At 39.4% G+C, this 26,177-nt stretch carries 31 protein-coding genes; 13 read left to right on the top strand and 18 right to left on the bottom strand.

The window, feature by feature from the left end:
* Window positions 1-3 precede the first annotated feature (3 nt).
* The gene (locus ACOQO1_RS01775) at window positions 4-447 is read right to left on the bottom strand and encodes a hypothetical protein (RefSeq protein ID WP_420601144.1); all 444 of its coding nucleotides are present in this window, start codon (window positions 445-447) and stop codon (window positions 4-6) included.
* Window positions 448-567: 120 nt separating this feature from the next.
* Window positions 568-957: a hypothetical protein gene (locus ACOQO1_RS01770; RefSeq protein ID WP_420601143.1), complete on the bottom strand. Its 390-nt coding sequence runs from the start codon at window positions 955-957 to the stop codon at window positions 568-570.
* A gap of 184 nt (window positions 958-1,141) precedes the next feature.
* Here ACOQO1_RS01770 and ACOQO1_RS01765 point away from each other — a divergent pair, with 184 nt between their 5' ends.
* The 9 genes from ACOQO1_RS01765 (at window position 1,142) to ACOQO1_RS01725 (ending at window position 9,281) form a co-directional block, all read left to right on the top strand.
* Window positions 1,142-1,606, top strand: coding sequence for an Hsp20/alpha crystallin family protein (locus tag ACOQO1_RS01765; RefSeq protein WP_420601142.1), 465 nt, complete (start codon window positions 1,142-1,144; stop codon window positions 1,604-1,606).
* Window positions 1,607-1,903: 297 nt separating this feature from the next.
* Complete coding sequence (locus ACOQO1_RS01760) at window positions 1,904-4,156, top strand: ATP-binding protein (protein WP_420601141.1); 2,253 nt, start codon at window positions 1,904-1,906, stop codon at window positions 4,154-4,156.
* Entirely contained in the window at window positions 4,134-5,216 is a 1,083-nt protein-coding gene (locus ACOQO1_RS01755; RefSeq protein ID WP_420601140.1) for a response regulator, read from the top strand. Before ACOQO1_RS01760 ends, ACOQO1_RS01755 begins: the two co-directional genes overlap by 23 nt.
* A gap of 556 nt (window positions 5,217-5,772) precedes the next feature.
* Window positions 5,773-6,177, top strand: coding sequence for a hypothetical protein (locus tag ACOQO1_RS01750; protein WP_420601139.1), 405 nt, complete (start codon window positions 5,773-5,775; stop codon window positions 6,175-6,177).
* 23 nt (window positions 6,178-6,200) lie between these two features.
* Window positions 6,201-6,860 (top strand): deoxyribose-phosphate aldolase, encoded by a 660-nt coding sequence (gene deoC, locus ACOQO1_RS01745; RefSeq protein WP_420601138.1) that lies wholly within the window; start codon window positions 6,201-6,203, stop codon window positions 6,858-6,860.
* Window positions 6,857-7,555: a purine-nucleoside phosphorylase gene (deoD, locus tag ACOQO1_RS01740; RefSeq protein WP_420601137.1), complete on the top strand. Its 699-nt coding sequence runs from the start codon at window positions 6,857-6,859 to the stop codon at window positions 7,553-7,555. The genes deoC and deoD overlap by 4 nt, the downstream gene beginning before the upstream one ends.
* 105 nt (window positions 7,556-7,660) lie before the next feature.
* Window positions 7,661-8,332 carry an FMN-binding protein gene (locus ACOQO1_RS01735; RefSeq protein ID WP_420601136.1) on the top strand — a complete coding sequence of 224 codons (672 nt, stop codon included), beginning with the start codon at window positions 7,661-7,663 and terminating at the stop codon, window positions 8,330-8,332.
* A 190-nt stretch (window positions 8,333-8,522) separates the two neighbouring features.
* Complete coding sequence (locus ACOQO1_RS01730; protein WP_420601135.1) at window positions 8,523-9,032, top strand: nicotinate-nucleotide adenylyltransferase; 510 nt, start codon at window positions 8,523-8,525, stop codon at window positions 9,030-9,032.
* A gap of 30 nt (window positions 9,033-9,062) precedes the next feature.
* Window positions 9,063-9,281 (top strand): dodecin family protein, encoded by a 219-nt coding sequence (locus ACOQO1_RS01725; protein WP_420601134.1) that lies wholly within the window; start codon window positions 9,063-9,065, stop codon window positions 9,279-9,281.
* 51 nt (window positions 9,282-9,332) lie between these two features.
* On the opposite strand, the gene ACOQO1_RS01720 is transcribed toward ACOQO1_RS01725, so the two are convergent.
* Entirely contained in the window at window positions 9,333-9,605 is a 273-nt protein-coding gene (locus tag ACOQO1_RS01720) for a zinc ribbon domain-containing protein (protein WP_420601133.1), read from the bottom strand.
* Window positions 9,606-9,609: 4 nt separating this feature from the next.
* Window positions 9,610-10,101, bottom strand: coding sequence for an AraC family transcriptional regulator (locus ACOQO1_RS01715; protein ID WP_420601132.1), 492 nt, complete (start codon window positions 10,099-10,101; stop codon window positions 9,610-9,612).
* A 297-nt stretch (window positions 10,102-10,398) separates the two neighbouring features.
* On the opposite strand from ACOQO1_RS01715, the gene ACOQO1_RS01710 reads away from it, so the two are divergent.
* Both ACOQO1_RS01710 and upp read left to right on the top strand, forming a co-directional pair.
* The gene (locus ACOQO1_RS01710) at window positions 10,399-10,611 is read left to right on the top strand and encodes a hypothetical protein (RefSeq protein ID WP_420601131.1); all 213 of its coding nucleotides are present in this window, start codon (window positions 10,399-10,401) and stop codon (window positions 10,609-10,611) included.
* A 114-nt stretch (window positions 10,612-10,725) separates the two neighbouring features.
* Window positions 10,726-11,379, top strand: a complete 654-nt coding sequence (gene upp, locus ACOQO1_RS01705; protein ID WP_420601130.1) for a uracil phosphoribosyltransferase — start codon at window positions 10,726-10,728, stop codon at window positions 11,377-11,379.
* Window positions 11,380-11,403: 24 nt separating this feature from the next.
* Here upp and ACOQO1_RS01700 read toward each other — a convergent pair whose 3' ends face one another.
* From ACOQO1_RS01700 to ACOQO1_RS01675, 6 genes are read right to left on the bottom strand one after another with little or no spacing between them, the layout of a single operon-like run.
* Window positions 11,404-12,774: an MBL fold metallo-hydrolase RNA specificity domain-containing protein gene (locus ACOQO1_RS01700; RefSeq protein WP_420601129.1), complete on the bottom strand. Its 1,371-nt coding sequence runs from the start codon at window positions 12,772-12,774 to the stop codon at window positions 11,404-11,406.
* 6 nt (window positions 12,775-12,780) lie between these two features.
* Window positions 12,781-13,623: an ATP cone domain-containing protein gene (locus ACOQO1_RS01695; protein WP_420601128.1), complete on the bottom strand. Its 843-nt coding sequence runs from the start codon at window positions 13,621-13,623 to the stop codon at window positions 12,781-12,783.
* A gap of 30 nt (window positions 13,624-13,653) precedes the next feature.
* The gene (locus ACOQO1_RS01690) at window positions 13,654-14,067 is read right to left on the bottom strand and encodes a hypothetical protein (protein WP_420601127.1); all 414 of its coding nucleotides are present in this window, start codon (window positions 14,065-14,067) and stop codon (window positions 13,654-13,656) included.
* Window positions 14,068-14,078: 11 nt separating this feature from the next.
* Window positions 14,079-14,927, bottom strand: a complete 849-nt coding sequence (locus tag ACOQO1_RS01685; RefSeq protein ID WP_420601126.1) for a universal stress protein — start codon at window positions 14,925-14,927, stop codon at window positions 14,079-14,081.
* A gap of 59 nt (window positions 14,928-14,986) precedes the next feature.
* Window positions 14,987-15,835, bottom strand: a complete 849-nt coding sequence (locus tag ACOQO1_RS01680) for a universal stress protein (protein ID WP_420601125.1) — start codon at window positions 15,833-15,835, stop codon at window positions 14,987-14,989.
* Between the two features lie 12 nt (window positions 15,836-15,847).
* Window positions 15,848-16,690, bottom strand: a complete 843-nt coding sequence (locus ACOQO1_RS01675) for a universal stress protein (protein WP_420601124.1) — start codon at window positions 16,688-16,690, stop codon at window positions 15,848-15,850.
* Between the two features lie 121 nt (window positions 16,691-16,811).
* Here ACOQO1_RS01675 and trxA point away from each other — a divergent pair, with 121 nt between their 5' ends.
* The gene (gene trxA / locus ACOQO1_RS01670; protein ID WP_420601123.1) at window positions 16,812-17,108 is read left to right on the top strand and encodes a thioredoxin; all 297 of its coding nucleotides are present in this window, start codon (window positions 16,812-16,814) and stop codon (window positions 17,106-17,108) included.
* A gap of 4 nt (window positions 17,109-17,112) precedes the next feature.
* On the opposite strand, the gene ACOQO1_RS01665 is transcribed toward trxA, so the two are convergent.
* The 7 genes from ACOQO1_RS01665 to ACOQO1_RS01635 form a co-directional block, all read right to left on the bottom strand.
* A complete protein-coding gene (locus ACOQO1_RS01665; RefSeq protein WP_420601122.1) occupies window positions 17,113-17,916 on the bottom strand; it encodes a universal stress protein in 804 nt (267 codons plus the stop codon).
* A gap of 24 nt (window positions 17,917-17,940) precedes the next feature.
* Entirely contained in the window at window positions 17,941-18,789 is an 849-nt protein-coding gene (locus ACOQO1_RS01660; protein ID WP_420601121.1) for a universal stress protein, read from the bottom strand.
* Between the two features lie 12 nt (window positions 18,790-18,801).
* Window positions 18,802-19,656, bottom strand: a complete 855-nt coding sequence (locus ACOQO1_RS01655; protein WP_420601120.1) for a universal stress protein — start codon at window positions 19,654-19,656, stop codon at window positions 18,802-18,804.
* 15 nt (window positions 19,657-19,671) lie between these two features.
* On the bottom strand, window positions 19,672-20,517 hold the full coding sequence (locus ACOQO1_RS01650) for a universal stress protein (protein ID WP_420601119.1): 846 nt from the start codon (window positions 20,515-20,517) through the stop codon (window positions 19,672-19,674).
* Window positions 20,518-20,610: 93 nt separating this feature from the next.
* Complete coding sequence (locus ACOQO1_RS01645; protein ID WP_420601279.1) at window positions 20,611-21,408, bottom strand: universal stress protein; 798 nt, start codon at window positions 21,406-21,408, stop codon at window positions 20,611-20,613.
* A 129-nt stretch (window positions 21,409-21,537) separates the two neighbouring features.
* Window positions 21,538-22,587 (bottom strand): response regulator, encoded by a 1,050-nt coding sequence (locus ACOQO1_RS01640; RefSeq protein ID WP_420601118.1) that lies wholly within the window; start codon window positions 22,585-22,587, stop codon window positions 21,538-21,540.
* Complete coding sequence (locus tag ACOQO1_RS01635; RefSeq protein ID WP_420601117.1) at window positions 22,584-24,482, bottom strand: PAS domain S-box protein; 1,899 nt, start codon at window positions 24,480-24,482, stop codon at window positions 22,584-22,586. Before ACOQO1_RS01635 ends, ACOQO1_RS01640 begins: the two co-directional genes overlap by 4 nt.
* A 271-nt stretch (window positions 24,483-24,753) precedes the next feature.
* On the opposite strand from ACOQO1_RS01635, the gene ACOQO1_RS01630 reads away from it, so the two are divergent.
* Window positions 24,754-25,155 carry a hypothetical protein gene (locus tag ACOQO1_RS01630; RefSeq protein ID WP_420601116.1) on the top strand — a complete coding sequence of 134 codons (402 nt, stop codon included), beginning with the start codon at window positions 24,754-24,756 and terminating at the stop codon, window positions 25,153-25,155.
* Between the two features lie 3 nt (window positions 25,156-25,158).
* Here the strand turns inward: ACOQO1_RS01630 and ACOQO1_RS01625 are convergent, their stop codons facing one another.
* A complete protein-coding gene (locus ACOQO1_RS01625) occupies window positions 25,159-25,986 on the bottom strand; it encodes a universal stress protein (RefSeq protein WP_420601115.1) in 828 nt (275 codons plus the stop codon).
* Window positions 25,987-26,177: the final 191 nt, after the last annotated feature.

Raw genomic sequence — 26,177 nt, 5'->3', positions numbered from 1 at the left:
AGGTTAATTCAGCAGTCTTTTCTGCTTTTGGGATTTCATGATCTTTGACAGCAAAGCGAACAAGCTTTTCTTAAGATCCCTATAAGTCACCAGATACTGGTGGATATCGTTGGTAAGGTCGTTGTGCGTTTCCACGTAAGCCTTTTCCATTTTGATTTGGTCAACATCATCAATCATTATTTGCAATAGCCTTTCATGGGCTTGTATTTGTTCTAACAGTTTTACAAGCTGTTTTTCATGATCCAAAAGTTGATTGACCAACTTTTTGCTATCTCCAAAAATGCTCTTGTCCGTGAGTTGAAGTGTATATGATTTGACCAGACCGTTCAAGAAAGTCTGTTCATCCGCACAAAAATGTAATTCGGACAACCAGTCCAAAGATGCCCGGTGCATTTCGTCGGCACTCAACCATTCTGCGTAACTGTATCTTTTTTTTGACTTTTCCATTGCTATAAAAATTAATTAATTTCCGATGTCATAACTGACTCTTAACTAATGTACCCCATTGACCCAAGATGAAGAATGACAAAAATCAGTTTGGGTTTTCCTTGGAAATGAGCAGCTTGGTTAGACCTTTCTTAATATACCGCCGGTATAGTTGAAAATTTCCAATTTCAGATTCTGAAAACCCTCTATGCATGACATCACCTCGGTTTCAATGGCTACATGCTCATTTTTATAGGTTATTTCCAATGGTTTGTCCAAATCACCATGGGTGCTTTCGTGTAAAACCAATCTTGTTTTGAGCTTGTCTTTCCTTTCCTCGATTTTTTTGATTTGGGATTTATAATCCGTAAGCCGCTCAAATAAATTGGGTGTATGTTGTTCAAACGCATAGGAGTTGAGCAATTGGGTTATAAAATACAACTCACTATCCATCAACAGCAAATGTGATTTCCATTTCAAAGTTTCCCAATGTAGTTTTTCCCGTTCCGATGTTGTCGAAGAATTTTTCATGGCCTTGATTTTCTACAATTTAGGGTAAAGGATAGTTTAATAAAATGACGAGTATCAGTGTAGTTATTTATTCAATTTGAACTGAAAAGGTTGTTGCTGGATTGACCTAGATCATTTCAGTATGATGGCTTTGCGCCTAATTTAGAACCAGTTAAATGAAACGTGTAACCTTAAATCTAGTATTATGTCATTAGTAAAATTTAAAAGAAGACCTTTTAGAAGTCTTATATCATCGGATTTTTTTGATATGGACGATTTTTTTGACAATCGTATGTGGGACAACAGTTTGTTAAGGGGTCGTTTTTGGAATGGAAAAACCGTTGATCCGGCAATGAACATTAAAGAAACAGATGACAATTTTGAAATTGAATTGGCAGCCCCAGGGTTTGGTAAAAAAGATTTCAATATTACCATCGACAATGGATGCCTCAATATTTCGGCTGAAAAAACCACCTCTGAGGAAGAAAAGGATGAAACCTATACCCGTAGGGAATTCAGTTACGATTCCTTTGAGCGTTCATTGCAACTTCCAGAAAGCGTGAAACAGGAAGAGGTAAAAGCTAAATACAATGATGGTATTCTTAGCTTTAAACTGGCCAAAAAAGAAGAAACCAAAAAACAGAAACCAAAAGTGATCGAGGTTTCATAGCTGACCATTTTTTTTTAAGAATCCCTGTCGCCATAAAGCAACAACATCCCTGTTTTTTGGAGATGGGGATTTGTCTGTTCCAACATGATTAATATCATGGACAAATAGTGAATAAACCAATATTTTTGGAAGATTCAACACGAGAACCACTCTGTCCCAGTAGATAACATAAATAGAACTTTGATTTTCCATAAAGTTCTAGGTGGATTAAGAATATAGTTAGAGATAGTATTTGTTTCGGCCATGACTTAAATGGTTGACGAGTAACCAAGAAGTACTTCACTTAAAGCTGTTTTTATGAACGAGCTTGATTTCAAGAAGAGGACTATGCATAAAACTTCTTTTAAGGTCACCGAAAAAGAGAAGTTAGGAAATACCATTGCCCAAATGAGCAGCACCGATATACTGGAAATAGGTAAGGGTGTATTGGAAGTGGTAGGCAATGGTGTTGTAATTGCAGATGCAAAAATGGATAGATTCCCCATTATTTATACAAACAAAGCCTTTGAGAAGATTACCGGATATAGGATGAAGGAGGTATTGGGCATGAACTGCAATTTTTTGCAGAGTGATGATAGGCACCAGAGAGAAATAGAAACCATCCGACAAGCCCTAACGTCTGGAACATCTTGCAATGTTACACTGCGCAATTACAAAAAAAACGGTTCTATGTTTTGGAATCAACTGTCAATAACCCCGGTCAAAAATAAAAATGGAGAGCTTACCCATTTTATTGGCATTCAAAGTGATGTTACTCAGAGAAAGAAGCGGGCATTGTTAAGAAAGGCAAAAAGTGATGTTCTTGAAATGGTGCTCAAAAGAAGTTCTTTTGTCCATATTGTAAAAGCAATTCAGCAAATCCTTGAAAAGCAAATACCAGATGCAATCGTTGCCATCATGACTGCTGATTCAAAAGGAAAAACCTTATCTGAAGTTACCGCACCAAAACTTTCCAAAGGTTTGACAAGGGCAATATTGGAAAACGTACCTATAAAGCCTGATTTCTGCTGTTGTGCCACATCTGCCTATTACAAGAAAAGGGTGATTCAAGAAAATATTGGACAAGAGGTCAAATGGAAAAAGTATGCGGATATTGTCAATGGCAGTGGATTGAAATCTTGTTGGTCCTATCCCATTTTGGATGTGAAGAACGAAATTTTGGGGGTGTTGACCATTTTTCACCAAGACTCCAAAACTCCTTCTGAATTAGATGAAGAGCTGATTTGGGAAATGGTGAACTTGGTAAGTTTGGCGGTGGAACAAATAAGTCTTCGCAAGCAATTACAGGCCAATCTTGAAGAGTTGGCATCCTATTCCAAAGGATTGGAAAAAAAGGTGGAAAGGAAGACAGAAGACCTGAAAAAAGCCATCATGGACCTTGAAGTGACCAATGTTGAACTGGTGGAGCAGACCAATGAGGCGAAAGCTGCAGAGCTTAGGGCAGAGACCAACGAGGCAATTTTGATGGCCATTATCAAAAAATTTCCAAAAGGAGCCATTTTGCTGGTAGATACCGAAATGCAGATCCATTTTATGGAAGGCTCCGAATTAAAAGATGTACAGCAACAGGTAAAAAAATCTCAAAAAGTCAAGATTGAAGAATTGCAAGAGTTTTCCGGCCAGCGGAAGAGTCTGTTCATTGAATATGTGAAGCGCACCCTAAAGGGTGAGCATTTGAGTTTTGAAACCGAGTACCGTCGGGTTCCATACGCCATAAATACAACACCGCTTTCAACCGATAATGGAGGTATAACCTATGCACTTTTTGTTTTGCTAAATATCACCGACAGGAAACAAAACGAAAAAAATATGCTTCTAAACCTAAAAAAGGAAAAAGAATTGAGTGATTTAAAATCCAGGTTCATCAGCACGGCTTCACATGAGTTCAGGACACCATTGAGCGTTATACTTTCCTCTGCCACTTTAATAGAAAAACAAAACCAACCCGGGTCGGAAGAGAGAAGGTTAAAACACTTGAGCAGGATAAAATCGAATGTGCAACACTTGGTAACGGTACTGAACGATTTCCTTTCCTTGAGTAAACTAGAGGAGGGAAAGACCATTGCCCAATTGGAATGGTTTGATCTTGTCGATTTTTCAAAATCAATGATAGACCAAATGGAGTTGAGCAAAAAAGAAGGGCAAACCATTGTATTTGAATATGAAACAGAAAAAGTACCAGTATTCTTGGATAGTAAACTCATGCGGCATATAGTTTTGAATCTTCTTGGTAATGCCATTAAATACTCGGCAGAAGGCCAGAAAATCATCTTGAAAGTCCAAGAAAATGAACAACAGGTATCTCTAAAAGTGGAGGATGGGGGCATAGGCATACCGCTCAATGAACAACAATATCTTTTTCAGCGTTTTTTTAGGGCAAAAAACAGCTTGAACATTGCAGGAACCGGTTTGGGGCTTCATATCGTAAAGCAATATGCAGAGCTAATGAACGGAACCTTAAGTTTTGAAAGTATGGAAAATAAAGGAAGCACTTTTAAAGTGACCTTTCCCAAAATCATTCAAAAAAATGAAAAAAGTATTAATAATTGAAGACCATAAGGACGTTCGGGAGAACACCATGGAAATTCTGGAGTTGGCTAATTATGTGGTTGTTGCCTCAGAAAATGGAAAAATGGGCGTGCAAAAGGCCAAAGAATGGCTACCGGACATTATTGTGAGCGATATTATGATGCCCGGAATGGATGGGTACGACGTTTTAAAGGCCTTGTCCCAAGATGAACAAACAGCAGGTATTCCCTTCATTTTTTTATCTGCAAAAGATGAAAAGGGAGATTTGAGAAAAGGAATGAATTTGGGTGCCGATGATTATCTTTTTAAACCCTTTGAAGCGCAAGAGTTATTGGATGCAATAAACACACGGCTTAAAAAAACCGATTTCCTACAGCAAAAATTTTCCAAAACGACCAAAGGCGTAAATCATTTTATTAAGGAAGCCTCAGCTTATTTGGGAATTGAACTGCTGTCCAAGGATAGAAAACTCCAAAAGTTTAAAAATCGAGAAGAAATTTATCAAGAAGGCGATGCAGCCCATCATCTCTATTTTATCCAAGAAGGTAATGTTAAGGTTTTCAGGGTTACGGAAAGTGGGAAGGAAATGGTGACCGGAATGTACGGCAAGGGTGATTTTATAGGTCAACTTTCCCTTTTGAACAGTGAAGGTACCTATTTGGACACGGCGATTGCCTTGGAACATGCAAAAGTGATGAGCATCCCCAAGGAAGATTTTACCAAGCTGGTGTACAAAGACCGAGAGGTTTCCAATAAATTTTTGGACATCATTTCCAATAATATGATTCATTTGCAAGAGCAATTGGTCGATGTTGCATATTCCACGGTAAAACAAAGAACGGCAAGGGCGTTGCTGGAGCTCCATAAAAAGGGTTTCATTGAAGACAAGGAGAATAAAGAAAGGACAGGGGTGGAAATACTAAGGGAAGACCTTGCCGGCATGATTGGGACCGCCAAGGAAACAACGATTAGGGCCATAACGGATTTTAGAGAACAAGGATTGGTGGGCGTAGGTAAAAAAAGAAAGCTGGTCTTGCTCAATAAGAATCGACTGAAACGAATTGCCGAATTTGGAAATTGATACCAACAAAAACAGGGAGCCTAAACTCCCTGTTTCCTATGAATAAATCAAATCTCTCATCAATACAAAAACCAATCGGTTACAAAACTTTATCGCTAAAACTCAATAATCAAATAATTTTGGCATCTCAAGAAGTGATCCATTCACTCTGGTAATTGTCGACTTGCGACGGCAACGACCATTTTCATGATTTCGATAGAAGAGACCGAAGCACCGAGGTACCCCGGTCTCACAGCAGGCGTTGCATCTATTTTATCACTACTTACACTAATTTTCAGTGGCCTGTGAAACAGGCGGAAAACCAAATGGGCGATAAAATTTTTGTTCTGCCCGCTTAAGCCATGAATCTATTGCTATCTCCATGACCTTAACCAATATTTTAAGAACGTATAATTATGGTGCTAAGATAAGGAGGCATTGCCGTCCATGGAATGATCCAGATCATTCCACGACATTTTTTTTATCACTAAATGAAATATTGATTCCAATTCTGATGCATGTCATTAAAAAAGAAAATCCATCAACCTATTTTTGTTAATGAATAAATACTTTTGTTATGTTGAATTCTGAAAAAATAGGCAACGAGTTTTATCAAAATTTAGGTAAATTATACTACGCCATGGCCATGACGGATGGCTCGGTAAGGCCTGTGGAGGTAAAACGGCTGCGCAAATATGTTCGACAACATTGGTTGGAGGTTGATGGAATGGAAGATGAATTTGGCACAGATTCCGCTTTTCAAATAGAAATCGTATTTGATTGGCTACAAGAAGAGGAGAAGGAGGGAAGTGCATATTTTTCGGATTTTGAAACATTCTATAAAGAACATCCGGAGAAGTTTGGACCAAAGATTAAAAAACTGGTTATAGAGACCGCAGATTCCATTGCTTCCTCTTTTGCAGGTAAGAACAGGTCCGAAATAGTATTTCTGCAACAGTTGAAAGACCTTTTGGGCAATTGAAGAACATCACCTTAAATACTCAAATGCGCATACAGGATTATATTGACCATACCCTTTTGAACCCAACGGCAACGGTGGCTGACATTAAAAAACTGTGCAAGGAAGCCATACAATATCAATTTAAGGCGGTTTGCGTAAATGGCTGTCATGTGACCTTGGCAAAGAACGAATTAAAGGGTTCTACAGTAAAATTGGCCGCTGTGATAGGTTTTCCCTTGGGTGGAATGTCAGCCAGGGCCAAGATTTTTGAAGCTCGCGATTGCATTGAAAATGGGGCCGATGAGGTGGATATGGTCATAAACATTGGATGGCTCAAATCAGGATTGGACGAACAAGTTCGGGATGAGATATTCCAAATAAAACAGGAATTGGGAGATAAAACGCTCAAAGTAATATTGGAAAATTGCTATTTATCTGATAAGGAGATTGAGAAAGCATGCAAATTAGCCGTTTCGGCCGGAGCCGATTTTGTAAAAACATCAACAGGTTTTGGAAGTGGAGGGGCCACTTTTAAAGATATAGCCTTGATGAAGGAGGCGGTTGGCGATAGCGCTTTGGTCAAAGCTTCGGGAGGTATTCGTGATCGTGAAACGGCCCTAAAGTATATTGAGATGGGTGTGTCACGAATAGGAACGTCTTCGGGGCCTAAACTTATGGGAGATTCCCCAAAATCAAGTTTATGAGTATACATATTAAAGCCAAAAAGGGAGAAATTGCGGATACGGTTTTATTGCCCGGAGATCCTTTACGGGCGAAATGGATCGCAGAGACCTTTTTACAAGATGCACATTGCTACAACAACGTACGTGGTATGTTGGGTTATACTGGCCTCTACCAAGGTAAAAGGGTTTCGGTGCAGGGAAGTGGCATGGGAATACCTTCGGCCTTGATATATTTTCATGAGTTGATCAATAATTATGGTGCTAAGAACTTGATCAGGGTCGGTTCAGCGGGATCGTACCAAGAACATGTAAAACTAAAGGACGTTGTCCTGGCCATGTCAGCCTCAACAACCTCTGGAATCAACAATACCCGATTTGTAAACTCGGACTATTCGCCCACGGCAAGTTTTGAACTTTTCATGGAAGCTGTCCAATATGCGGGTGAAAATGGTATTCCCGTACATGCAGGTAATGTGCTTTCCTCGGATGAATTTTACGAAGACGACCCCAAATCCTATAAATTATGGGCTGAATATGGTGTGCTCTGTGTAGAAATGGAAGCCGCTGGTCTCTATACGGTTGCAGCCAAACACAAGGTGAATGCCCTTGCCATATTGACTATTTCGGACTCTCTGGTCACGGGTGAAAAACTATCTGCAGAGGAGCGCGAAACTTCTTTTAAGGATATGATGGAAATTGCCCTTTCCCTAGCATGATCATAATCATTTTATAACGTTTGAATAGTACGCATCTTTGATGGTGTATTTATCTCGATGGATATCTACCGATAAATCGCACTCAAAATAATAACATCAAAGATCATGGGAACAAGATATCTACTACTTGCACTGCTCATTTCAGTGTTGTTCGGTTGTAAAGAAAAGACTAAAGAGGCAGTACATGAGCCTACATTGGTTGAGGTTGAGAAACCCAAAAAACTACCGAAAGAGCTATTCAAGATTGTAGAGTTTGCCGGGGTCTCCCTGTCCGATAGCATTGATATCAATTCTCAGATTGGTTTTAGGACAATTGATAGGAATGAGACCCTGAATAGTGTGGATATGGACAAAGCCATTGAATTATATAAAACACGGATTAAATCCGGGAAGGGTGATGTTTACCCCATTTTTGAAGTTGATGGTTTTGAAGATGTGGTAGTTACGACAGTGAGCAAGGGATATGGTGGAAAAATCAGAGGCATTTTTTTAATCAATAGGAATTCGTTGGAAATCAAAAAAGCTGAATTTGAGCACATGGCGGAGTCCGAGGGATATGGTGCTTCCATAGCGGGCTCTCCCTTTGAGAATCAATTTGTGGGTGCAACTATCCATTTTGAGAAAAATCCTTTCGGGCTAAACCAAAATGGCAAGATCTTACTTGAAGGTGTACAAACCATAGATGGAATTTCTGGGGCAACCACCACCAGTAGATTAACGATCAAAATGGTCAATGATGAGCTAAAAAAGTACAAGGCTTACTTTGCATCGGAATAGTAGGCAACATCCCTACTAGTTACATCTTATTTTTACCAATACTACATTAGTATAACCTTTTGAAAATCAATACAGGGAAGGATTTTGGACTGATCCAGATCATTGCCCCTGGAACCTATTCCCTATAATTTGGCCACATGAACATAAAGGTTCTTAAAAAGGAATTTGTAACACTTAAATATGAAATGTCATGAAAAAACTACTATTAGGTCTACTGGCTTTTGGACTGACCATTCAAGCGTATTCCCAAATCATTAAGACGGAAGAACTACACGAGGTAATTGTGTATGCAACCAACTATAAATACTTGACCAATGTGAACACACAGGAAGTTGCATCTGTCCCGGTGACAATGTTGGAGCGAAAGGCTGCTGCCTATAATATCAAAAATTCTGATATCTACCATGATGAATATGATTTCTATGAAGTCACTTTTTACATTCCAGATGGCAAAATCTTGGCCGCATATGACAAAGACGGCAAAATAATGAGGACCATTGAAAAGTATAAGGATATCAACTTACCGAATACGGTAAAAAAAGCAATCTATAAAAGATTCCCAGGGTGGACGATAACCAAAGATGTTTACCTAGTGCGTTATCATGATGATAAAGGGATAACCAAAAAGTACAAGCTTAAACTGGTAAATGGCGATAAGATGTTGCGCACCAAAGTTGATGCTGGCGGGAACTTTTTATAAAAATGAAGTACAATCCATAAATAATGAGTTATGTCGGTTTTAAAGGTTATAGAAATTTTGGGAAACTCGACCAAGAGTTTTGAAGACGCAGTGCAGAACATTATCACTGAAGCGTCACAGACGGTAAGGGACATCAAATCTGTTTACATAAAGGATATGCAGGTTACGGTGGAGAACAATCAAATTGCGGAGTATAGGGTAAATGCCAAAGTATGCTTTGGTATTTTGGAAGATTCCACAACAGCTTAACATTTAAATTGGGCATCTCTTCTTGATTTTGAGATGCCCAATTTCGTTGAGCTAGTTAATGGTTTTGTTTTTCCAGCGTTGCAATTTTTGGAGTCGGGAAACCATCATGGAGGCAAAGAAACTTGGAATACCCTGCTCCATAATTTTTTGTGTGCAGAACTGTTTCATTTGATCCACGGTAAAATCAGGCTGTGTAAAGACTCCTTTTTCATAACAGTAGCTACAGTACATCTTACTTTTAGAACCATCGGCATTGGAGCCCCCTTTGTTAGGGTCTTTCTTTATAGGCATTCCACAGCTTTGGCAATTTCGATATTTTTTCATGCCTTTAGTTTTTCAGTGCTACACAAATATCCACGATATGCTTTCCTTCGGGATGTTGCGTAGGGTCATTTTTATACGATTCGTACATGGGTCCTTCCGCAGGAATCAAACTTTTATCTTTTAGATAATCAAAAATTTCAAACCAGGCGGTTTCATATTCAGCTGGTAGAATTTCAAAGGAACCGACCAAATACTTGCCCTTGGGTAAAGTCATTATGTTGATTTCATCAGTTGGTTCTCGACTTTCAGAAATCGTAAAGCCAACACTTATGCGCTGTTGGTCCACCGGAACGGTTTCATCATCGTGGTACACCGTTATGGTCTCCATTTCTGGGTTGGTTGCCAATCCTTCGGATTGAATCCAGACCAATGCCTTGGTAAAAAGGCTTCCGAAAAGCTCTGTATCACCTTTATAAGGTCCGGTATGGGATACATAGGCGAAGGTGCGTTTGGGAAATTCCCTTATTTCCACATTTAATGCTGTTGTTGTTTCCATGGTATTTCCAATTTATTTGTCTTTCTGTTTCAAATTTGTTTGCGTGTATCCAAAATAGAATAGCGCTTGCATCAACAATCAAAGAAAAAAGGAATGGAGATGGATTCAAATGACTTAGATCAGCACATTGACAAAAGTTTTGGATTGATAAGGGTCATTTCCATGACAGAAACCATCGACTAATTTAGTTGAACCCTCCAAAAAGATTGAAAAATCAAGGTCTCAAAAAAATCGGGAAGGAGAGAAATTCTTAAAACTTTGGAGTAGATAGTTTGATGACCCTTAAAGAAAATAGCAATGAAAGAGATGAAGGAAATTTTAAGCGAGATTGTTCTTTTGACCAATCAAATTGAAACGGAATATCCTGAACTATATAAGTTTCTGGAGGAACAGCCTATGACCATACCGGCTGAAGACAAGCCAGAAATTGACAGGGAAACCATGGAAAACTACCTGATGGGATTAAGAGGGCTATTGGAACATTATGTGGAAGAACACCAACTTAGATAATTAAGATACGGAGGCAGGCCATGGTCGTCCGAAGAAACAATACAGGTTTTTTGGACAAAAATTAGTAGCTTCATTGCGATTCCAATTTACCTTCGAAGACAAAATCTGATATAGATGATAATCCACCAATTCGACCAAAAAAATTCCCTGTTAAAAAAGTTTGTTTCCGAAATACGTGATGTTGACATCCAAAAGGATGCTATGCGTTTTAGACGAAATATTGAACGGATAGGGGAGGTCTTGGGTTATGAAATGAGCAAGACCCTGGATTACGAAAATACGGTGGTAAATACCCCGCTAGGAACTAAAAATATAGCTTTGCCCACCGATCAGCTTGTCCTGTGTTCCGTGCTCAGAGCAGGATTGCCCTTACATCATGGTCTTTTGAGTTATTTTGATGACGCTGAAAATGCGTTTATATCCGCCTATCGGCATCATCCAAATGATGATGATGAATTTGAGGTCATTGTCAAGTACCTGGCAGCACCATCACTTGAAGGAAAGACCTTGGTTCTTACGGACCCTATGTTGGCCACGGGCAAAACACTGGAAAACGTAATAAAGGCCATGAAAAAGCATGGAACGCCAAAAAATATCCATATTATCTCCGTAATTGGTTCCCTGGCTGGAGTTTCACATGTGGAAAAGGTATTTCCGAAGGAAACACAACTATGGATTGCCGCCATTGATGAGGAATTGAACAGTAAAGGATATATTGTTCCCGGATTGGGTGATGCCGGAGATCTATCTTATGGGGTGAAATTGTAGGTATAGGGTTCCGCAACTATAAAATCATATTAAGATTTCAATGGTTTCGTGCAACTTGGGAATGTAACAACGCCACCCCTTTTCGTCTTCTATTTTTACCTTAAAAGCATCTAAAGCAGTAGTTTCCCCATGCACTAGAAAAACCGTTTCAGGAATATTCTTGATGTTGTTTAACCAGTGTAAGAGCTCTTTCTGGTCCGCATGGGCCGATAGACTTTCCAAATGGACAATTTTCGCTTTTACAGGATGGTACTTTCCAAAAAGCTTCAACTCATGGGTTCCTTCCAACAATTGTCTTCCCCGGGTTCCTTCAGCCATAAAGCCCACAAGTAAAATGGTGGTTGAGGATGAATCAATCAGCTGTTTCAGATAAGTCAGTACCCTTCCTCCGGTCACCATGCCACTTCCGGCTATCACTATTTTGGGCCTTGGGTCGTCTATGGTCTCCCAAGTTTCCCTATACGAGCTTATAATGGAAACATGATTGCACATATTATGGTATTCTTGGATGGAGAGTTTGTGCCAATTGGGAAAGCGTTCAAAAACATCCAATACATTGCTTCCCATGGGGCTATCCACAAATATCGGAATGTTGGGAATCTTGTTTTTTTGGTAGAGTTTCCAAAGCAGGTACATTAGGGACTGCAATCGTTCTACCGCAAATGATGGTATGATTAATGTCCCCCTTTCATGAATGGTCCTTGATATTAAATCGATAAGAATACCCTCCAAATCCTCTTGCGGATGGTTTTTATTTCCGTAGGTGCTCTCCACAAACAAATAATCCACCCAATCGGGCCGCAAGGGAGCATCCAAAAGGCTATCTTCAATCCTACCCACATCTCCTGAGAACACAAAACGTTTTCCGTACAGGTCCAATTCAATAAAAGTAGATCCAATGATATGGCCATTGCATCTAAACCGCCCTTTACATTGGGAAGCCAATGTTATCCACGCTTCATTTTTCGCGCTTTTTAAAAGCTTGAGCGTTTTGGTCACGTCATCCAAAGTGTACAATGGCAATGCGGGCTCATGTTTACTATATCCTTCCCTATTGGCTTTTTCAGCTTCTTCTTCATGGATTTTGGCACTGTCCCTCAGTATGATTTCCGTAATGGCCAAGGTGGGGGAGGTGCCCAGAATGGTACCATTAAAACCTTCTTTTACCAGTTTGGGAAGATATCCTGTGTGATCTAGGTGTCCGTGGGTCAATAGAACCATGTCAATTTTGGATACATCGATGGGTAAGGGTAGCCAGTTTTGTTCCCGAAGCACTTTCGCGCCTTGAAACACACCGCAGTCCACCAATAGGTTAAGGTCAGGAGTTTCCAGATAAAATTTGGAACCCGTTACAGTTCCTGCTCCTCCCAAAAATTGGATTTTGACCTTTTTCATAAAATTTTATAGTTGACACAGTAGGTCCATTTCCTTTAAAATTCTTTCTTTTCTACCATTGGAAATTCCCAAATGGTCCAAATAGAACATATCACCCAACAATTGTCTGCACAACACAATATCCCTGCTCAATAAAAATTGTTTTTCCCGATTGGAAAGTAAGGTAGATACGGTAATGGGATAGAGTCCAAGCCTATCGATTCTGTCCCTTAACCCATCTCCATGGGGATAATCCCAACTTAAAAGATACAGTTCTGCACATTTTCCATAATCTAGGGCATCGGCAGTAAAACGGGTGTTGGTCACCACCCACCCCAAGATGGTTTTGCTAGCCGCTTTTTTGTTGGATTTCATGTGTTGACTTACATCATTAAACCTGGAATGTATGTAGAGAGGGACCTTTACATTGCACTTACGGCCTTCCTCTCCATGGAATTTACATTCGATGATATTCAAAACACCATTTTTGGTGGCCATGATATCAATTTCATGGGGAACGCATACTCCTTGGGCCACGGTACCAACCTCCGTATCATAGCCGGAGTATTCTAAAATTCCACTGACAAAACGTTCGAAAGGAAAACCAGTGGGACCGAGCTCGTAAATGGCCTTTTTCAACTTATATTTTGAAGCATAAATAGATTTTTGCTTTTTGAGCATAGAAAAGGCTCGGTTGTAGATTTCTTTGGTGGAAATACCCACATAAAGCTCATCCATTACTTGATTTATAATTCTCTTTACGACCTGGTCATTTGCGCCGCTTACTTTTAAAGAATCCCGAAGTTTGTCCACCGAAAACCTGACCGTTTCCCCTGAAGATTTGATGATATCGAACTCTTGTTTGGACATGAAAGTTTAACTGAAATGTTGTTGAAATGGTCAGTAGTCATCAACCTTGAAAAAATCACGAATCATGGCTTTGACCTGGTTGTCGGTCATACTATCTTTTGTTGCCGCTATTTTTACTTTTTTTGCAAATTCAGGATGATTTTCTTCCAATTCGGTATTGAATTTCTCAAAAATTTCTGCCGGACCGTACAAAGCGACACCGTTGGCATCTTTTAGAAACGGAAGCAGTTTTTTAAAGTAGTTTCTTATTTGGTGTTTCTCACGTTCCAAATATTTACTGTCCTGTACCACATCTTGCGGCCCCCATCTGGTTTTGGAACGCGAACCTCCCTTTGGATTAAAAAACTCTATTTCCGAGTATACGGTCTCCATACGTTCTTTACCATCTTTGAGGGTAACAATTTTGGCTTTTTCCTTGTCCATCCAAATACCAATATTCTTCATAAAGCTTTGTTTTATGGGTTATCGTTAAGTTCTAGAATGGGAATTGTGGCGTCATACCCCAGCTCCTTTACGAGTGGATTGGCTAGAATGCTGCCAAAGAACCAGTGTTTTTTATTCACAAAAACGATCATATCACATTTTCGGTTTTCAATAAAAGAGAAAATGGCTTCCTGCACCTTTCCTTTCGGGAGGATATGGTTTTCAAAATCCACACCATGGAGGATGTCTTCCAAAAGCTCTTTATTGTTCTCCTGTTTTTTGCTGAGTTTGGATTCACGTTCCACATGAACCACATGGATTTGGGAGTCATGGAGTTTTGCTATTTCCAAGAGATATTTTAGCTCTCTTCGCTTAAAGTTGGCCTTATAATCGGTTGGAAACACAATTTGTTTTGGAGGAGCATAGCCAAATTGCTCGGGAACGGCCATAACCGGACACTCTACAATCTTCTCCATTATGTTTACGGTATTGGTACCAAATGCCTTGGACTCGGATCCTGTAAGCCCCTTGGTGCCCATCATGACCAGATCAATATCTTTTTTGGCAATGGTATCACGCACCGCTTCCAAAAGATAGTTAAAGGTGGAAATGGTGTGGTAAGTATGCTTTGGATTATCTTCCTGTAGATTCAGGAGGGCTTTTAGTTTTACAAAGCCTTCTTCGGATTGCTTTTTGGCCGCATCATAGGTACTATCACCCGGTTCTGGAACCATCATATTGTCTAAAGTGTACATGTTTACATGGAAGGCATTTAGAAAATAGAATTCGCAATACTGATCTTCATAAAGTTTCAAGCCATAGCGAATGGCATTGAAAGAATTCTGTGAAAAGTCCGTGGGGAATAATATTCGCTTATCCATGATCTTGCTTTTATTCTTTTAAAACTAACCTCATGTAAGCATCTTTACAATGACCATTGTCAGTCTTTACAGGGGATGACCAAAAAAGGAATGTTAAGGTATGAGGCGATTTCCATGATCACTGGTTCCCTGATGATTTTTTCCAATAGGTTGTGTTCGTAGTTGACCATGACCAATAGGTTTGTACCTAAATCCTTAACAAAGTCATTGATTACCTTGGTTTTTTCGGTATAATACGGCCTCCAATGTGTACTGTATTCAATCTCACTTAATTCTTTTTCAAGTATGACCTTATTGTTTTTTTGGTTCTTATCTAACTTCTTGTCCTCATCAATATGCATTATTTGGACTGAGGACTGGTGCATTCTGGCTATGTATAACAACGGATCCAGTACATTATGGGAGAAGTTTCTTTTATAGCAGGTGACAAAGGTGATTTGTTTTGGTTCAACGAACTCCATTTCCTTTGGCACCATGAGTATTGGACATTTTTTAATTCTACCTATGGCCCGAATGGTATTGCTGCCCATAAGGATTTCTTTGACCCCCATTTTTCCCTTATTCCCCATTACAACAAGGTCTATATCCAAGTCAAAAGCACATAATCCAATACATTCGAGCATTTCTCCTTTTTTGGAAATTGCCCTGAAGGTATGTTTGGGATTTTCGGTATCCAAATTGATTCTGTGAACCGTTTGCGTCAATCCCTCCTTGGATTCGTCGGCGATTAGTTTAAGCAGTACTTTCCCACCTTCTCTCAAAAACCTGGAGGTTTTCAACGTAACATGCTCGTCATAAACATTGAGAATATGAAATGTGCATTCTTCATCGGCCAAGAGCTGAGTGGTATAATGCAAAGCATTATAGGCATCGTTTGAAAAGTCTGTGGGCACTAGGATATTTTTCATGACATCATTAATTTAATCGGGGTAAGGAATAACCATAAAAGGAATGTGAAGATTCAGACCTATCTTTTTGATAACAGGTTTTAAGAACAGTCGTTCAAGAAATGTATGTTTGTTCATGACCATGACCAAGAGGTTGATCTTGTTTTTAAGCTGGAATTCATTGATTCCATTGATGACCTCATTATTGGGCATATCATGGAACACATGAGCAAAAGGCTTTAACAAATTTTCCAGCCTTTCCCTGTTTGCAATTTGTAAATCTGTCAAGGGATGGCCAGTGGCAACATGGAGCACATCGATTCGGGAAATATGTTCATTGGCCAGATATAACAATTCTTTGAGCGCTTTTGTTTTATAGGATATTTCATAATCCGTGGGAAAAAGAATTTCTTTAGGGGTTTCATAGGCAAACCCATCTGGAACTGCTATTACGGGACATTTGGCTTTTTTGATCACATGGACGGTGTTACTGCCAAACAACAATTCTTTGGTACCTGTTGCACCTTTAGTGCCCATTACAATTACACTTATATTCACATTTTCTACCATTTCCAATACTTCGTCCATCAACGTATTGAAGGCAGCTTTTAACTGAAATTGATGCAGTGGATTTTTAAACGAGTTTTCCAAGTTTTGTTTAAGTTCTTCCAACTGTTCCATGGCCTTGGCATGGTAGAAGTCATCCAGCCCGATCTGTTCTGAACTGAAAGAGGCATATTCCACATAATAAATTGGTGGGGAATAGGTGTGCAGCAAATAGAAGAGGCAAGACTCGTCTTTGTAAAGTTCTTGTGCATATCGGATAGCGTTATACGCATTTTCCGAAAAATCGGTCGGTAATAACACTCTTTTCATGACGTTTATATTAAGTGGATATGTACCAAAGTTACTATCGGACATCTTTCAAGTCCATGATTTTGGTCAGTTTGCAATAGCAATGGTTTTTCTAAATTTCAACCATCAAAATGAAATACAGATGAAAACAAGTTTTACCAAGCTGATTAAGTCGAAACCGCGAGTTTTGGTTGACTTTTATGCAGATTGGTGCGGACCGTGTAAAGTATTGGCACCTATTCTGAGTCAGGTAAAGGAGGAGCTCGGAGATCAAATACGGATTGCAAAGATTGACGTGGACAAAAACCCAAAAATTGCAGGGAAGTATCAGGTTCGAGGTGTTCCCACAATGTTACTTTTCAAAGATGGAAAACAGGTGTGGAGGCAATCAGGAGTGGTTCAAAAAAATGAACTGGTCAATATTATAAATTCCCATTAAAATTTCACTCCACCTCCGGTAGAACTAGAAAGGGCACCGAAGTATTGAAGGCCAACTTTTTGATGACACCTGTAGCGAACAGCTCTTTAAAAAAGCCATACCTGTGATAGATCATCGCCAAAAGATGCACATTTCGTTCTGCGACCAGTTCGGTAATGGTATTGGCCAGGGATTCAGTTTGGGATACTTCTTCAAAACTGAAGTTGATACCCTTCATTTTCTTTTTCAATAATGCTTTTAATTTTTCTTGATAGTCGCTCAGCGGCGCGCCATCAATTACATGCACGACCTGTATTTCAACCCCAGAATTTTTTGCCAAACGAATGACTGGGTTCAATTCCACCCTTTCATAATAATGATCAAAGTTGGTGGCGATCATAAATCGTTCTATAGGAACATGTTGATAGGTGTCTGGCACCATTAAAATGGGGCAAATACGGATGCTTTCGAGCATTTTTACGGCTTTACTTCCCATAAAAAGCTCTTTTAGTGCCGAAGATCCTTTGGTACCCATCACAATAAAGTCGATATCCTTTTCAATGATAAAGCGTTCCACGCCCGCAAACAGGTCTTTCAATAGGAGTTTGGTTTCAAAATGGTGCTCCGAACCTGTGGATATGTTTTTAAGATGTGCTACGGTTTTGGCGAGTTCTTTGTTCAGGGATGCTCCCCGACCAGTGGATGTGGCACTTGGGTCGGCATGGAGCACATAAAAAGTAGAGGCTTCCTTTTTAAACAGCGCAATAGCATATTCGCACGCTTTTAAGGCGTTTTTTGAAAAATCCGTGGGCAAAAGAATATGTTTCATATCCAATGTATTGAGGGTTGTACATTAAATGAGGTCCGGTAGAATCATAAGGGGCACTTGCGAATGAAAGGCCACACGTTTCACCACTGGCTCACGGGTCAGTTTTTCAAAAAATGTATGTTGATAGTGTATGATGGCAATTAAATCCGCTTGCTCTTCCTGGGCAAATTTGTTAATGCTTTTGGCCAGTTTGGAGTCGTATTCCACATCGTAAAATTCAATATCCAATCCACTCAATCGATCTTGCAGAATTTTTTGGTTCTGTTCCTGAACTTCGTTTTTGTCAAACTCTTGTGTCAAATACAAAACTTTGCATTTTGCATTGGTTAGCTTGGCCAATTCAATAAGTGGTGTAAGTTCATATTTGTCATAGAATCGAGAGAAATCAGTAGGGAAGACAATGCACTCAAATTGTTGTAGGTCGTATGCGTGGGGTACCAAAATAATGGGACATTCCCTTACTGATTTCAGTACACGAACGGAGTTGGTTCCCATAAAAACTTCTTTGGCTCCGGTTGCTCCGAGAGTTCCCATAACTATATAATCCGCATCTTTTTGCTTTTGGTAGCCCTTTAAAACACTTCCTAAATCCCCTTTAAGTGAAACAAACTCAAAACGGTGCAATGGATTTTCATGATTTTCCTTTAGGTAGGTTTCTATTTTTTTTAACCCATTTTCAGAGGATTCCGCAAGGGCATCTATGATCATTCCCGTACGAACATAAGTCCGTGCACCAATCACATTTTTTTGATTAGGGTCATAGGTGTTCAGAACAAAAAATTGACAGGGAACGTTCTTGAAGAGTTTTAGGGCAAAATATATGGCATTCCAAGAATTGTCTGAGAAATCCGTGGGTAAAAGAATATTTTTCATGGCGTATTGTTTTTAAGTTATTACCGAAGCAGTATCTGGTATCACCAAAAATGGTATGGTAATATGAAACCCTATAGTGTCGACATTGGGCTTGATTAAAAGCCGCTCAAAAAAATTGTGTTTTCTGTTCATCATGACCAAAAGGTCAATGTCATTTTCTTGAATGAATTGATGGATGGCATTGGGCATGAAGTTTTCGTTGTCCCATGCAAATTTGTGTTTCACATCCTTCAGTTTTTCGGCAAGTAACTGCTTGTTTTTTTTCTGAATTTCTGAAATGTGGGCCTTTTCGTTGACATGGAGCACTGTAATCTCGGCGTTTAGCATTTTTGCCTGGTCTATTAGAAATTCCAATTCTTCCATTTTGTAATCGCTCAAATAGTCGGTAGGAAACAAAATGGTCTCCACCTTCCTGTACTCGCATTTCTCCGGAACGACCAAAACGGGCACCTGTGCTTTTCTAAGGGTATGAACCGTGTTTGTGCCCAAAAAAATCTCCTTGGCTCCGGTGGCTCCCTGTGTACCCATTACAATAAGCGCAATATTCCATTTCTCGCAGGAAGTTTTGATTTCATCCGTCAATGTGTTGAAAGATGAGAGCATATTGTATTTGTGATTGGGATTGGGAAATTTCTCCCTGGCGTAATTAACGGATTTTTCCAGACCAATGAGTGAAAGTTCTACGCTTGGATCGGGTATAGCACTAAATGTAGGTCCGCCCATAACATAGTCCATTCTATAGAATGCAGGGGTATAGGTATGCAAAAAGTGAATATTACATTGCTGGTCTTTCAGAAAATTGAGCCCATAAGCAATAGCATTCCTTGCGTTTTTCGAAAAATCCGTTGGTATCAAAATCTGTTTCATAGCTTCTATTTTATGCTATCTAGCGATATTCTGCATGACCATAAAGGGAACATCGGTATGGAGTCCCATTTTATCTACCGTACTTCGGTACAACAGATCTTCCAAAAAGGAGTGTCTTGAATTTATCATGACCAGCATGTCTACTTTGTGGTTTTCCGTGTACGTTGAGATACCTTCCAGCACAGTATTGGCTTGTTGGTTTTCAAAAAATATGTACGACCTGGAGAGTGTTCCCTCAACAAAGCGTTTATTGTCCTCTTGCCTGTGCGATAAGGTGTCAAACTTTGTAAAATACACGCAGTGTACCTCCGACTTAAAGAAGCCTGCAATATTGTCCAAGAGCTTGAGTTCTCTCCGTTTATAGGGCAATTGATAATCTGTTGGGAATAAAATATGCTTGGGTTCCTGATATTCGTAATTTTCTGGAACGGCGAGCACAGGGCACTTTACATACTTAAAAACCTGAACCGTATTGCTTCCAAAAGAAGTGGTCTTTTCCATGGTAACTCCCTTGGTTCCCATAACCACTAAATCTATGTTTTCTTGATTCACCAAATTGTTGACACTGTCCACCAGGGATTCAAAGACTGCTGCAATGGAATAATTGTGCCTTGGGTTGGATATTGGGTCTTGGATATAGGCAAGGGTCTTTTCCAGGGCCAATTTTGCTTTGGATTCCAATTCGCTTTTAATGAGGTCCAAATCTACCTTGGATTTTGATCTTCCTATTTCATAGACCTCATCTGCGTAGGCATGAACAAAATAAAAATGGGAACGAGTACACCGAAAAAGATTTAATGCATAATCAATGGCATGATCTGCGTTTTTTGAAAAATCGGTGGGTATAAGGATTTTTTTCATTGCTCTTCACTTTGTACCATTCTAAAAGTATCTGTGAAAAGGCAATTACCAAATGATAAATGTCACTATTAGCCTAAGTGTGTGTGATTTAGATTACTCATGAATTACCATCATGGGTACCATGGTATGAAAACTCATGGTTTCCACTTTAGAGTCAAAAAATAGTTGTTGTAAAAAATTCAGGTTTCTACCTATCATACTGATCATCCCAATATTGTTTTCACGAACAAAATCCTGTATGGCATTTATTATTTTTTTGTCGTGAATAATACTGAAGTTATATTTTTTCGGGAAAACCTCTTCTAAATAATCAAATAGATAGTCCTTGTTTGTTTTTTGGCCGTCGGTAAAATCCATTTGGGAACCGGAGACATGGAGCACACTTAATTTGGCCGAGCTGACATCTAGGATTTCGGAGAGGTCCTTTAGTACCTTAGGGGTATAAAAAATATTAAAGTCGGTTGGGAATGTGATGCGCTGCAAAGGTTTAAATTTAGCATGCTTTGGAACAACAAGGGTATTACAGCGTACCCGGGTGATCATTGCACCGGTATTGCTTCCCATAACCTTTTTTTTCAATTTGTCAATTCCAGTGGTGCCCATCACAATAAGATCTATGCGTTTTTCCGACAATTGTTTTTGCACGGCTTCTATTAGGCCGCCATGCTCCAATTGAGCATAGAAACCATGCTTTTCGTTTTCAAAATGATGACAGGCTTTGCTTAGGAAATTGTCCAAAAGAGTCTTTTTGTCCAACTTGGTTTGGTCCTTTAAATCTGTAGGTATGGGAAACATCCTTGCAGCATCCACAGGCAAATCTTTTAAACCGGCCACATGAAGAATATAAAAATTGCACTTCACATTTTTGTAAAGGGCAACAGCATAGCACAAGGCATTCCAAGAATTCTCGGAAAAATCTACTGGGACGAGGATATTTTTAGCCGAATAGTTTGACACAGCTACAAAAGTAGCTTTGCTAAAAGACCGTAGTTATGACAAATGTCATAAAATAAACACTTTTTAATTAACGTACTGCAATTGTTTCAACTGAAGAATCCGAATATTCCTACCTTCAATGTCAATCAGTCCTTCTTTTTTGAAACCGGATAAGGTCCTGATTAAACTTTCGGTGGCAATTCCGGCAACACTGGCTAGGTCACTTCGTGATATTTTAATGGGCTCCTCTACTTTTCGATTTAATATCTCGGCAAATTGTAAAAGGGTCTGTGCGGTTTTCTTTCGTACCGAACTGTAGGCCATCTGAAGCAGTTGGTCCTTAAAATCCGTGATATTTTCAGATAAAAGCTCCATAAGTTCCAGTGAAACGGTATGGTTGTTTTCCAACACACCTTTTAATTCTGTCTTGGAAATGGCTGCTAGTTCCGTTGGTTCAACGGCGGTTGCCGATTCCAAATAAGGCACGTGATCCATAAAAGAAGCGAACCCTAAAAAGTCATCTGCACGATGCAGCGCGGTAATCAGCTCTTTTCCATCCTCATCCATCTTATGGCACTTGACCACACCTTTGAGAACCAAAAAGATTTTGTTGGAATGTTCCCCTTCTTTATAAATGGCTTTACCCTTGTCATACTCGAGAATTTCGCCATTGTCATCAAAAAAATTCTTCAGCTCATTCAACGAGCGCATTTCATCTCCATCGTGTTTTCCAGCAGCGCTTCCCGACATTATGTTTTGAAGGATTTCGGCCTTGGCCAGCCTGCTTTCAATGGCACTGATCAGGTCTTCCTCTTCAAAGGGTTTGGTGAGGTAGTCATCGGCACCCATATCCATTCCTTTTCTAATTTCCTTGTGCTCGGTTTTGGCAGATAAAAAGATGAAAGGAATATGTTTTGTGGCCTCATCAGTTGACAGCGCTTCCAATACGCCATATCCATCTACTTCAGGCATCATAATATCGCAGACCACTATATCCGGCATTTTTTCCTTGGCCATTTGAATGCCAACTTTACCGTTTGGAGCTGTATAAACCATATAATCGCTGAGTTCGAGCAATTCTGCGGTATTCTCCCTTAACGCTAGGTCATCCTCAATCAACAAAATTGTTTTCATCTGTCTTTTGGTTCTTCAATGTTAGTAGGGATTTCAACAACAAAAGTACTTCCCTTATTTTCTAGACTAGTGAATGTGATGTTCCCTCCCAAGTTTTCAAGGTGCTGTTTTACTATGTTCAACCCAATACCGGTGCCTTGGTTGAGCAACGCATTGTTGGCCCTAAAATACCTATTAAAGATAAACTTTTGTTCTTTTTCAGGAATACCTATTCCCTGGTCCTTGATTATCAACTTTAAACTACTACTGTTTTTTTTAGCCTTAAGTTCAATTGTTGTGTTTTCCGGGGAATATTTAATGGCGTTGTGAATCAGATTAGATAGGACCAGCTCAAAGATTTTTTCATCAAAGGTGATACTAACATCGTCAATATCTTCCGGATAGTTGATTTTCTGCCCTGATTTCAACAATAGATTGGCATCGTAAATGACCTGATTGACCACTTTGCTCAACGGAAACTGCTCTAAGTTGTACTTCACCTTACCCGTTTCGAGTCGTTCAATGGACAAAAAATCAGTGAGTATAGTATCCAATTGTTTTACTTTACTTCTTATGGTGGTAATATGTTTGTCCCTTTTTTGTTGTTGCTCTGTTTCAGTATACTTTGATAATAAGGTAGTGGAGGTGAGAATACTGCTTAAAGGGGTTTTAAATTCATGGGAAACCATGGACAGAAACCTGGTTTTCAACTCGTTTAGTTCCTTCTCTTTTTCTAAGGCCTGGCGGAGCTGTTTGGTACGTTCTTCAACGGTTCGTTCCAATTTTTCAGTATAATCCTTTCGGTCGGTGATGTCCAATACAATGGCGACCAACACTTTTTGATGTTCAATAAACGAGCTTTGTAAATGAACCTCCACTGGGTACGTGCTCCCATCTTTTCGGAGATGGACAGTCTCAAAAGTAATTTTCTCCTCTTTTCCAGATTGTAAGGGTGAGATGAGCTTTTTAAATGTAGCCTCACTGTATTCGGGCTTAATATCAACGGGTGTAAACTCTTGAAGTTCTTCCCAACTGTATCCCAGATTGTTTTGAGCGCCTTGATTGGTTCGTAAAAACTTTAAGGTTTTTGCATCAATGATATAAATCTCGTTGAGGGACTCTTCAAAAATTCTATTCCAATGATTACGCTCCTCTTCGGCTTCAATACGATCAGTAACATCGTTCTGTATACCCACAAAATGAGTAACGTTTCCGTAGGAATCCTTTATTGGAGTAATGGAAATTTTGTTCCACCAAAGGGTTCCGTCCTTTTTGTAATTACGGATTTCAACTTCACAACTGTTTCCTGTCCTAACCGCATTGTGCAATTCCTTGACCCCTTCTTGATTAGAGTCATGTGCCTGCAAGAACCGAAGGTTCTTGTTTAAAATCTCCTCTTTAGGGTAACCGGTCAACTTTTCAAAAGCAGCGTTGACGTAGATGACTGGATTACCCTCTTGTTGAACGTCTGTTATGGTGATTCCATTAATCGCTGAGCTCAAGGCCTTACTTCGTAGATTTAAATCCCGTTCTATGGCCTTTCTTGCCGAAACATCCATGATCAAGGCCATGATATAGATGGTACCGTTTATATTGAACGGATTGAGTCCTGCTTCAATTGGGAATTCCTTACCATCTTTACGCAAACCATAAAGTTCACGGCCCTCAGCCATTTTCCGTTTTCTGCCCTGCACCATGAACTCCTTGAAATGTCCTCCATGATTATGACGGTATTTAGTGGGAATAAGAGTGTTAAGGGATTGCCCAACAAGCTCATCTTGGCCATATCCAAATATTTCATTGGTTGCTGAGTTGACCGCTACAATTTGTTGTTTCTCGTTTACCACAACAATACCTTCCGATACGCCTTCGGAAAGGAGATTAAACATTTCACTGTTTTTTTCAAAAACTTGCATGTTCTTTTCTTTTGGACGTACCTTTTTTACAACAAGTCATTAATCTAACTGTCGAGGAAACAAGAAGGTAAACCAGGGTTGTTTGATGGTCAGCCTGTTACAGAATTGACCGCATTTGCTCCATCTAAAAATACGAAAACCAATCAAGAAGAAGCTATAATCCATGTATAGTGTTTTTGGTGATAAGGTTACGAATGTAAAATTGATAATGGTCATATCCTGAACCATTTTGTAAGCCTACATTTGATGAGAACGTTGAAAGAGAAGTAAGATGAAGGAATCACAAATGGTCGGCAATGAGTTTTACCAAAGCTTGGGAAAGCTATTCTATTATATTGCCATGGCAGATAAAAGTATCCGTGTTGAGGAAATTGACAAACTGAAAACCTTTATCAGAAAATATTGGCTTGACCTGGACGATATTGAAGATGAATATGGTAAGGATGCCGCATTTCAGATTGAAGCTGTTTTTAATCGATTGTTGGAATATGAAGCAGATGCCGAGGCCAGTTTTAAAGAGTTCAAATCATTTTACACTGAGTACAAGGAGAGATTCAATTCCTATATTAAAGTGTTGATTTTGGATACGGCCAATGCCATTGCCAATACGGTTTATGGTAAAAATAAAGCGGAACTCATCGCCTTGGCGAATCTGCAACTACTTTTTCAATAAAGTTTAGGTGTTTGTTTTGAAGGTTATCACAGGAATATTGGCATGATTGGCCATCGCTTCCCCAATGCTGCCTTTTAAAAAATGGGAAATTCCTTTTCTTCCATGGGTGGGAATGGCTATTCCATCAGCATTCATCTTCTCGGCGTAGTTCAAGATTCCTTTTTCTACAGAAGTGTCATTATAAACAGCTACTTTCTCCTTAATATCAAACCGCTCTTTATAATAGATGAGTTTTTCTTCAATACTGGTATTGCTCAGAAATTTAATGGAAGGTGTGTTTACAAAAACAGGGTACACCTCTGCATGGAAAAAATGGGCAAACTCCTTGACTCTTTTATAGGTCTGCACAATTTCATCCTTAAAATTAAAGGCAAAGACAAGCGCATTGAGTTTAAAGTTATGCCTAGGCTGTTTAATGACAAGAACGGGGACTTCGCAAGTGCGGACCACCTTTTCGGTATTGGACCCCACAAAAGTATCCCTGGCCCGACTTACTCCGTGCGACCCCATGACCACCATATCCATGTTCAGCTCCTTGACAATAGCGTTGATTTCACTGAAGATTTTATAATTCTGAACCAACTGCAATATTTTTATACCTTTTAAATATTCTTTGTTCAAGAATGGCTTGAATCGTTTTTTTGCCAGTTTCATGTAATATTTGGCCTCCTTGTATTCCTCTGCTTCGTTCTTGGAAAGCACGGATTCGGATAGACCAATCATATGCAGAACGCAGATTTCCATATGCTTTTCCTTGGCGATTTGTGCCGCCACTTCCAAGGCATACTCCGAGTGCTTGGAAAAATCTACCGGGACTAAAATCTTTTTCATGGGAATGCGATTAATGACCTTCATCAAATATAGAAGAGCATCTGTTCAATCCATATGACCAAGATCAGGTATACAAGATTTTCCGATTTGAATTGGCAAATATTTTAATGAAAGGATAAGCTGATCTATATCAGTTTTTTTCTTTGCTTTTTTCAAGAGTTTTGTGGCCGCTACAATCTTTGATTGCTGAA

This window comes from Flagellimonas sp., from assembly GCF_965222555.1.
GTDB lineage: Bacteria > Bacteroidota > Bacteroidia > Flavobacteriales > Flavobacteriaceae > Flagellimonas.
The sequence above is the reverse complement of the archived record's forward strand: the minus strand, read 5'-3'. Positions and strand labels throughout refer to the sequence as shown.